We start from the raw sequence: 7508 nt of genomic DNA, 5'->3' as shown, positions 1-7508 counted from the left end.
TATTCTTAGCATGAGGATTTGTATACTTTTGAAACAATCTGGCTTGGATTTTTTCCAAGTCTTTTTTTATTGTAATTTGATATTTTAATAATAAGTTTAAGTTTGTTTTTAACAATGAAAATATTTGCAAAAATAAATTATTTAATTTTGTTAAAAATTTTTTAGTTAATTTAATAAAATGGGTATATAAATATACATAGAATGAAAAAATGTTTTCATCGACAAAACGGAGGTTATTTTATTATGAAAGATTATAAAACAAACAAATTAAGGAATTTAGCTTTAGTAGGGCATTCAGGAGCAGGAAAAACTTCCTTGACTGAATCTTTGCTATATTTTACAAAGGCTATTAACAGGGTTGGAAAAGTAGCGGACGGTAATACTGTATCTGACTATGAAAAACAAGAAATTAAAAGAAAAATTTCAATCCAAACCTCAATAATTCCTGTTGAATATAAGGATTACAAGGTAAACTTTATCGATGCTCCTGGATTTTTTGATTTTGAAGGAGAAGTATTAAATGCTCTTAGAGCAAGCGAATCAGCTTTGTTTGTAATTGATGGAGAAAATGGAATTGAAGTAGGAACTGAAAAATATTGGAAATATACAGAAAATATTTCTTTGCCAAGAATTATTTTTGTAAATAAATTGGATAAAGAAAATGCCAAATTCAATCAAGTAGTTAGTGACCTACACATAGATTTCTCCAAAAAAATAATCCCACTAACCTTAACCCTTGGGGAAGGGGAAAACTTTGAAGGTTTGATCGATGTTATAGATAAAAAAGCTTTTAAATATGTTGATGGCAAGGTAGAAGAGGTTGAAATACCTGAAATCAGAGTTGAAGAAGTAAATGCTGTTTATGAAGAAATTCAAGAAGTTGTTGCTGAAAGTGATGACGAGTTGATGGATAAATATTTCTCTGGCGAAAGTTTTACTGAAGAAGAATTTAAAGAAGGATTTAGAAAGGCAATTATAAATGGTAATGCTGTTCCTTTAGTTGCTGGTAGCTTGGAGAAAAATATTGGTCTTGATTTGTTGATGGATGTTATTACAAAATATATGCCATCTCCTGACCACAAGGCTGCAAATATTGGATTTAGAGTTACTGATGATTATGAAGAATTTGAAGTTAGCGAAGATAGTCCTTTTTCTGCTGTTGTATTTAAAACAATTGCTGATCCATTTTTGGGTAAGATTTCAATATTTAAGGTTTTATCTGGAGCTATTAAAAAAGATCAAAATTTCTATGATATAAGTAAGGACAAGGAATTAAAGGCTTCAAATATTTTCTATTTAAGAGGAAAAGAACAATTTAAAGCGGAAAAAATTGTTGCTGGAGATATTGGAGCATTTTCTAAACAAGATATTCTTCAAACTGGAGATTCTTTATGCACAAAAGAAAGTCCTATAGAATATAAGAAAATAAAATATCCAAGACCAGTTTTATATTATGCAATTGAGGCTGAAAGTAAAAATGATGAGGATAAAATCTCAGCTGCTTTGAAAAAATTATCAGAAGAAGATCCTACTTTTGAAGATAGAAGAGATGCTGAAACCCACCAAGAAGTTTTGGCAGGACTTGGTAATGTTCAACTTGAAGTTTTGATGGATAAATTAAAAGAAAATTATTCTGTTAATACAAAAATTGTTGATTTAAAAATCCCTTACAGAGAAACTATCAAGGGAAAATCTGATGTTCAAGGTAAACACAAAAAACAATCTGGTGGTGCAGGTCAATATGGAGATGTATTTATTAGATTTGAACCATGCGATGAAGAATTTGTTTTTGATGAGGAAGTATTTGGTGGAGCAGTTCCTAAAAATTATTTCCCTGCCGTAGAAAAGGGACTTCGTGATTCTATGGATGAAGGTCCTCTTGCAGGATATAAGGTTGTTGGAATAAAAGCTACTTTGTATGATGGCTCTTACCACCCAGTAGATTCAAACGAACAAGCTTTCAAATCAGCTGCAAGACTTGCTTTCAAAAAAGGAATCGTTGAAGCAAAACCAATTTTGCTTGAGCCTATAATGAAACTTGAAATTAAAGTTGATGAGAAGTACATGGGCGATGTAATGGGAGATATGAACAAAAGACGTGGAAAGATTTTGGGCATGGAACCACAAGAAGATGGCTCACAAATCATTTCAGCTCTTGCACCAGAAAGTGAAGTTTTAAAATATTCAATAGATTTAAGATCAATGACACAGGCTCGTGGATCATTCTCAATGGAATTTGAAAAATATGAAGAAGTTCCAAAAGAAATAACAGAAAAAATTATTGAGGAAAATAAAAAAGAATAAAAAAATAGTATAGAAAAGGGGCAAATAATGAAAGATTGGAAGATTTTGGAAATTGATCCTTGGATCAAGGATTATAAAAATGATATAAATCTGAGAATGGATGAATATGAAAAACAAAAGGCTAGACTTTTGAAAAAAGGCGAAAAATTAAAAGATTTTGCCAATGCCCACAATTATTATGGCTTTCACAAGGTAAAAACTGGATGGATTTATAGGGAATGGGCTCCAAATGCCAAGGGGCTTTATCTAATTGGAGATTTTAACAATTGGGATAGACATTCCCATCCTCTAAAGAAAATTAATGACGAAGATTGGGAGATTTTTGTTAAAGGAATTAGAACTATTCCACACAAATCCAGAGTGAAAGTTATGGTTGACTATGGAGAAAGCATCCAAGATAGGATTCCTCTTTTTGCAAGAAGGGTTGAAAGAGATGAAAATTTAGATTTTTCTGCAATTGTAGAAAATCCTAGGAAAAAATTTAAATGGACAGATGATAAATTTAAAATTAAAAACCACGATCTTCTAATCTATGAAGCCCACATTGGTATGGCTTGTGAAAGAGAGGGTGTTGGAACTTACAAAGAATTTGAAAAAAATATTTTGCCAAGAATTAAAAAAGAAGGCTACAATACAGTCCAACTTATGGCTATAGCTGAACATCCATATTATGGATCTTTTGGCTACCAAGTTTCAAATTTCTTTGCCCCATCTTCTTGGTATGGAGAAAATGATGATTTAAAATCTTTAATAAATACTGCCCACGAAATGGGTTTAAATGTGATAATGGATTTGGTTCATTCCCATGCTGTAAAAAATACTATTGAGGGAATAAATCTTTTTGATGGAACAGACTACCAATTTTTCCATGAAGGCGATGAGGGAAATCATCCTGATTGGGATTCTAAATTATTTGATTATCACAAACCTGGAGTATGCCATTTTCTTCTTTCAAATATAAAATATTGGCTTGAGGAATTTCATTTTGATGGTTTTAGATTTGATGGAGTTACATCAATGATTTATAAAAATCACGGTAGGGGAGAAAATTTTGATAATTATTCAAAATATTTTTCTATGAATACCGATATTGAAGCTATAAATTATCTTCAACTTGCCAATGAACTTATAAGAGAAGTTAAGAAAAATGCCATAACAATTGCTGAAGATATGTCAGCTATGCCCGGAATGTGCCTACCAATTAAAGATGGAGGAATTGGTTTTGACTATAGACTTTCTATGGGTATGCCAGATTTTTGGGAAAAGGCCCTAGAAAAACGAGATGAAGATTGGGATATGGGAAAAATGTGGTACGAGCTTTCAACTTCTAGACCATCTGAAGCTAGAATTTCTTATGTAGAAAGCCACGACCAAGCTCTTGTCGGTTCAAAAACTACGATTTTTAGACTTGCAGATTCTTCCATGTATTGGGATATGGAAAAAACAACCCACAATATCATAATTGATAGGGCGATTGCTCTTCACAAAATGATAAGATGGATTACAATATCTATGGGCGCTGAATCTTATTTGAATTTTATGGGAAATGAATTTGGTCATCCTGAATGGATAGATTTTCCAAGAGAAGGCAATAATTATTCTTTCCATTACGCAAGACGTCTTTGGTCTTTGGCTGACAATGACCTATTAAAATACGATTGGCTTTTGAAATGGGATGAAAAAATGATTGACCAAATCAAAAAAAATAAGCAATTAGGAAATGATATTTTTAGGCTGTGGCTTGATAATGATAGGAAAGTTATTGCCTACAGAAATGGGGATATAGTTTATATTTTCAATTTCCACCCACAAAATTCCTACGATTCTTTCCAAGTGCCAATCCACGATAAGGGAAAATTTAAAGTGATTTTGGATACTGACGATGAAGAATTTGGTGGACTTGGAAGAATTTCGAAAGATTTTATTTATGAATCCAAAAATTTAGAAAATACCGACTACGATGGAATTGAAATTTATATCCCATCAAGAACGGCCCTTGCCCTAAAGAAGGTAAAATAATGAGAATACTTGCTCTTGGAGATTCCTTTACCCAAGGTTATCTTGTAGAATGCAATAATTACACCCGCTTTTTAACTAAGGCGGGTTTTGAAGTTATAAATTTTGGTTTAAATGGTTCTACAAGCTCTGATATGGTAAAAAGGTATAAAAAAATCAAAAATAAATACAAAAATGTAGATTATCTGATAATTTTTGGTGGCTCAAATGACTTTTTGAATGGGCAAAGTGTGAATCTTGCATATTCAAATGTCAAAAGTATATTAAATTTATCTACTGCCAGAAAAAATATTATAATTATACCGCCTTTAATAGAGGAGGAAGATTCTTATCCGATTTATGGATATGTAAATGAAAAAATAAATGAATTTGCAAAAAAACTTTTGGACTTTGATTGTTTGAAAGTTGATTCAAGAAAAATCAAGCCCTATTATCTTGATGGTTTGCACATGGGGAAAATTTTTCACGAAAAGCTTGCTTGTGAAATTTTAAAAATTATAGAGGATGATATAAATGAATGAATTAGAAGAGATAGAAAATATTGACAAGATGGTTGCAAAGAGCTCTCTTTTACCAGATTTTATGCGAAATAAAATTACTATAAATATTATTTCTGTCCTAATTGTTTTGTTATTGTGTTTTGTCACATTAAAATTAGTTCATAAAATAATAAGAAAATTTTTTGAAAGAAACAAAAGCAAAGCAAAAAGAAATACAGCAAAACTTGAAACCCTATCAAGGATTTTTTATTCTATAATTAGGATACTTATAATTTTTATAGCCATAACTATGATTTTGGATATTTTTGGAGTAAACACATCAAGTCTTATAGCTACAGCAGGAATTGGTGGTATCGCCATAGCTCTTGGTGCTCAAACTCTTATTGCAGATTTTGTAAAAGGAGTTTTGATAATATTTGATGACAAGATTAGAGTTGGCGAATGGGTTTCATGCTCTGGAGTTGAAGGAACTGTCGAAGAGGTTAATCTTAGAATTACAAAAATTAGAGATTACAACGGCTCACTTCACATTATTCCAAATTCAAATATAACAAATGTCCAAAATTTTGATAGGGGAGCTCAAAAAAGTGAGGCATATTTTTGCGTATCAAATGATACAAAGCTTGATGAAGTAAAAGCGATGATAAAAAGCGTATCTCAACAAATAAAAACAATGCCAAAATATAAAAATGCTTTTGTAGAAGATTTGAGCTTTTTTGAAATACACGAATTTAAGGATTTCTCCTACACAGTAAGGGTGACATCCTTGGTAAAAGCAGGAATGCAATGGGAGATTTCAAGAAAAGTAAGAGAACTTATAAAAGAAGAAATGGAAAAAAGAAAAATAAAAAGTAGCTTATTAGAAGAGGAAATTTATGAAAAAATATAAATTAAACGATATAGTTAGCCTAAAAAAATCTCATCCGTGCGGAGAAAATGAATGGAAAATCGAAAGAATGGGTGCAGATATGAAGTTAAGATGTTTGGGTTGTGATAAATTAGTTTGGCTAAAAAGAACAGATTTCGACAAAAGGATTAGAAAAATTCAAGATAAAAACGGGAAATTTGTATCAATAGTAAATTACAATCCAGAAGATTAGAGGAGAAAAAAAGGAATTAATGATAAACGACAAGATAAAAGATGATTATATAAAAATAATAAACGAAGATTATAAAGACTATAGAAAAGATTACCAAAATTTATTAGACAAAAGAAAAGAATATGGAGCAACCTACAAAGAAGAAGTTCTACCTACCTTGTATGATGCGTATTTTTACGACAAAAAAGATTTCAAACTCTATGATGAAATGATAAATATCTTTATGTCTATAGTAGAAAAAGTCACAAAAGAATACCTAGAAAACGAAAATTACAGAAAATTATTCGACCTAGATCCTTTGACAGAAAAATTGATCCTAAAAGATCCAGGCTATGACATTTCAACACCAATAGCGAGATTTGACGTAATGTATGATGGCAAAAAAGACTATAAATTTTGCGAGCTAAACACAGACGGCTCATCAGCTATGCTAGAAGATAAGTCCTTGGCAGATTTGATGAAAGATTCCAAAGCTATAAAAAAACTAGAAGAAAAATATCAAATAAATCATATAAACCTACTAGAAAGTTTGGTAGATTCAATAGAAGATTTATATTTTTCAATAAAAGGCAAAAAAGAAAAAATAAACATAGCCATAGTCGACATAATAGAATTTGACAACATAGAATTTGAAACCATAAAAAAACTATTTCAAAAAAGAGGACACAATTGCAAAATTGCAAACCTAAAAGATTTACAAAGAAAAAATAATGGCCTATATATAGAAGATATGAAAATCGACTTAGTCTATAGAAGACTTGTCACAAGCGATTTAATAGAAAACAAAGAATTAGGAAAAAATTTAATAGATGCCTATTTAAATGACGAAATAATAAGCATAGGCTCATTTAGGTCCACACTTTTTTACACAAAAGATATATTTAGAATCTTAAGGCTAGAAGAAAGCCAAAAGATTCTATCGGAAAAAGAAAATGAATTTATAAAAAATCACATACCATATACAGAAAAATTAAATTACGAAAAAGACAAAGAAAAATTGGTAGCAAACAAGGACAAATATATACTAAAACCAATCCAAGGCTACGCATCACACGGAATCTACGTAGGAAAAGAACACACAAAAAAAGAATTTGGGAAAATCTTAGAAGAATTAAAAAATAAAAATTACATTTACCAAGAATATTACACAGTAAGCCCAATGAAATTTATAAAAATGGAAAAAGAAAAAGCAAGTTTAGAAAACTTTTCATACGTAACAGGCCTATTTGCCTACAATAAAAAATTCATAGCACCATACATGAGAATAGGAAACGCAGCAATGATAAGTTCAGCAAGAGAATATTACGTAGTAAGTTCCCTAAAAATAAAAGAGAAATAAATTAATAAAAAAATATTTGACAATAGAAAAAAATAATAATATACTAATATAGCTGTTAACCAACAGCTATATTTTTTTATCACGTTAAAAAAATCAAGAGAAAAAAGTCTTGACAAGAAAAATAAACGCGATATAATAAAAAAGTCGACATCAAAAAAAGCAGTCGAGAAAAGTAAAAAAAGATAAAAAAAGAAAGAAAAAAACTTGACAAGCGAAAATAAAGATGGTAGACTAAAATAGTCAGTTAAA

At 30.4% G+C, this 7508-nt stretch carries 6 protein-coding genes; all 6 read left to right on the top strand.

Annotated features, from left to right (window positions below; genetic code table 11):
* Positions 1–243: 243 nt before the first annotated feature.
* Genes fusA through HMPREF2852_RS04335 form a run of 6 tightly spaced genes read left to right on the top strand, consistent with a single transcriptional unit; the run spans position 244 to position 7259 of the window.
* Positions 244–2304 (top strand): elongation factor G, encoded by a 2061-nt coding sequence (gene fusA / locus HMPREF2852_RS04360; protein ID WP_070606139.1) that lies wholly within the window; start codon positions 244–246, stop codon positions 2302–2304.
* Positions 2305–2331: 27 nt separating this feature from the next.
* The gene (locus tag HMPREF2852_RS04355; protein WP_070606137.1) at positions 2332–4323 is read left to right on the top strand and encodes an alpha-amylase family glycosyl hydrolase; all 1992 of its coding nucleotides are present in this window, start codon (positions 2332–2334) and stop codon (positions 4321–4323) included.
* A complete protein-coding gene (locus HMPREF2852_RS04350; protein WP_070606135.1) occupies positions 4323–4841 on the top strand; it encodes an SGNH/GDSL hydrolase family protein in 519 nt (172 codons plus the stop codon). Before HMPREF2852_RS04355 ends, HMPREF2852_RS04350 begins: the two co-directional genes overlap by 1 nt.
* Complete coding sequence (locus tag HMPREF2852_RS04345; protein WP_070606133.1) at positions 4834–5709, top strand: mechanosensitive ion channel family protein; 876 nt, start codon at positions 4834–4836, stop codon at positions 5707–5709. The genes HMPREF2852_RS04350 and HMPREF2852_RS04345 overlap by 8 nt, the downstream gene beginning before the upstream one ends.
* The gene (locus HMPREF2852_RS04340; RefSeq protein ID WP_070606131.1) at positions 5696–5920 is read left to right on the top strand and encodes a DUF951 domain-containing protein; all 225 of its coding nucleotides are present in this window, start codon (positions 5696–5698) and stop codon (positions 5918–5920) included. Before HMPREF2852_RS04345 ends, HMPREF2852_RS04340 begins: the two co-directional genes overlap by 14 nt.
* Before the next feature lie 19 nt (positions 5921–5939).
* Entirely contained in the window at positions 5940–7259 is a 1320-nt protein-coding gene (locus HMPREF2852_RS04335; protein WP_070606128.1) for a glutathionylspermidine synthase family protein, read from the top strand.
* Positions 7260–7508: the final 249 nt, after the last annotated feature.

The sequence above is a fragment of the Anaerococcus sp. HMSC065G05 genome, assembly GCF_001812365.1.
In the GTDB taxonomy this organism is placed as follows: Bacteria; Bacillota; Clostridia; order Tissierellales; family Peptoniphilaceae; genus Anaerococcus; species Anaerococcus vaginalis.
The sequence above is the reverse complement of the archived record's forward strand: the minus strand, read 5'-3'. Positions and strand labels throughout refer to the sequence as shown.

Coding starts and splice junctions, on each gene's coding strand:
- fusA (WP_070606139.1), top strand. CDS start 244: ATGAAAGATTATAAAACAAACAAATTAAGGAATTTAGCTTTAGTAGGG.
- HMPREF2852_RS04350 (WP_070606135.1), top strand. CDS start 4,323: ATGAGAATACTTGCTCTTGGAGATTCCTTTACCCAAGGTTATCTTGTA.
- HMPREF2852_RS04340 (WP_070606131.1), top strand. CDS start 5,696: ATGAAAAAATATAAATTAAACGATATAGTTAGCCTAAAAAAATCTCAT.
- HMPREF2852_RS04355 (WP_070606137.1), top strand. CDS start 2,332: ATGAAAGATTGGAAGATTTTGGAAATTGATCCTTGGATCAAGGATTAT.
- HMPREF2852_RS04345 (WP_070606133.1), top strand. CDS start 4,834: ATGAATGAATTAGAAGAGATAGAAAATATTGACAAGATGGTTGCAAAG.
- HMPREF2852_RS04335 (WP_070606128.1), top strand. CDS start 5,940: ATGATAAACGACAAGATAAAAGATGATTATATAAAAATAATAAACGAA.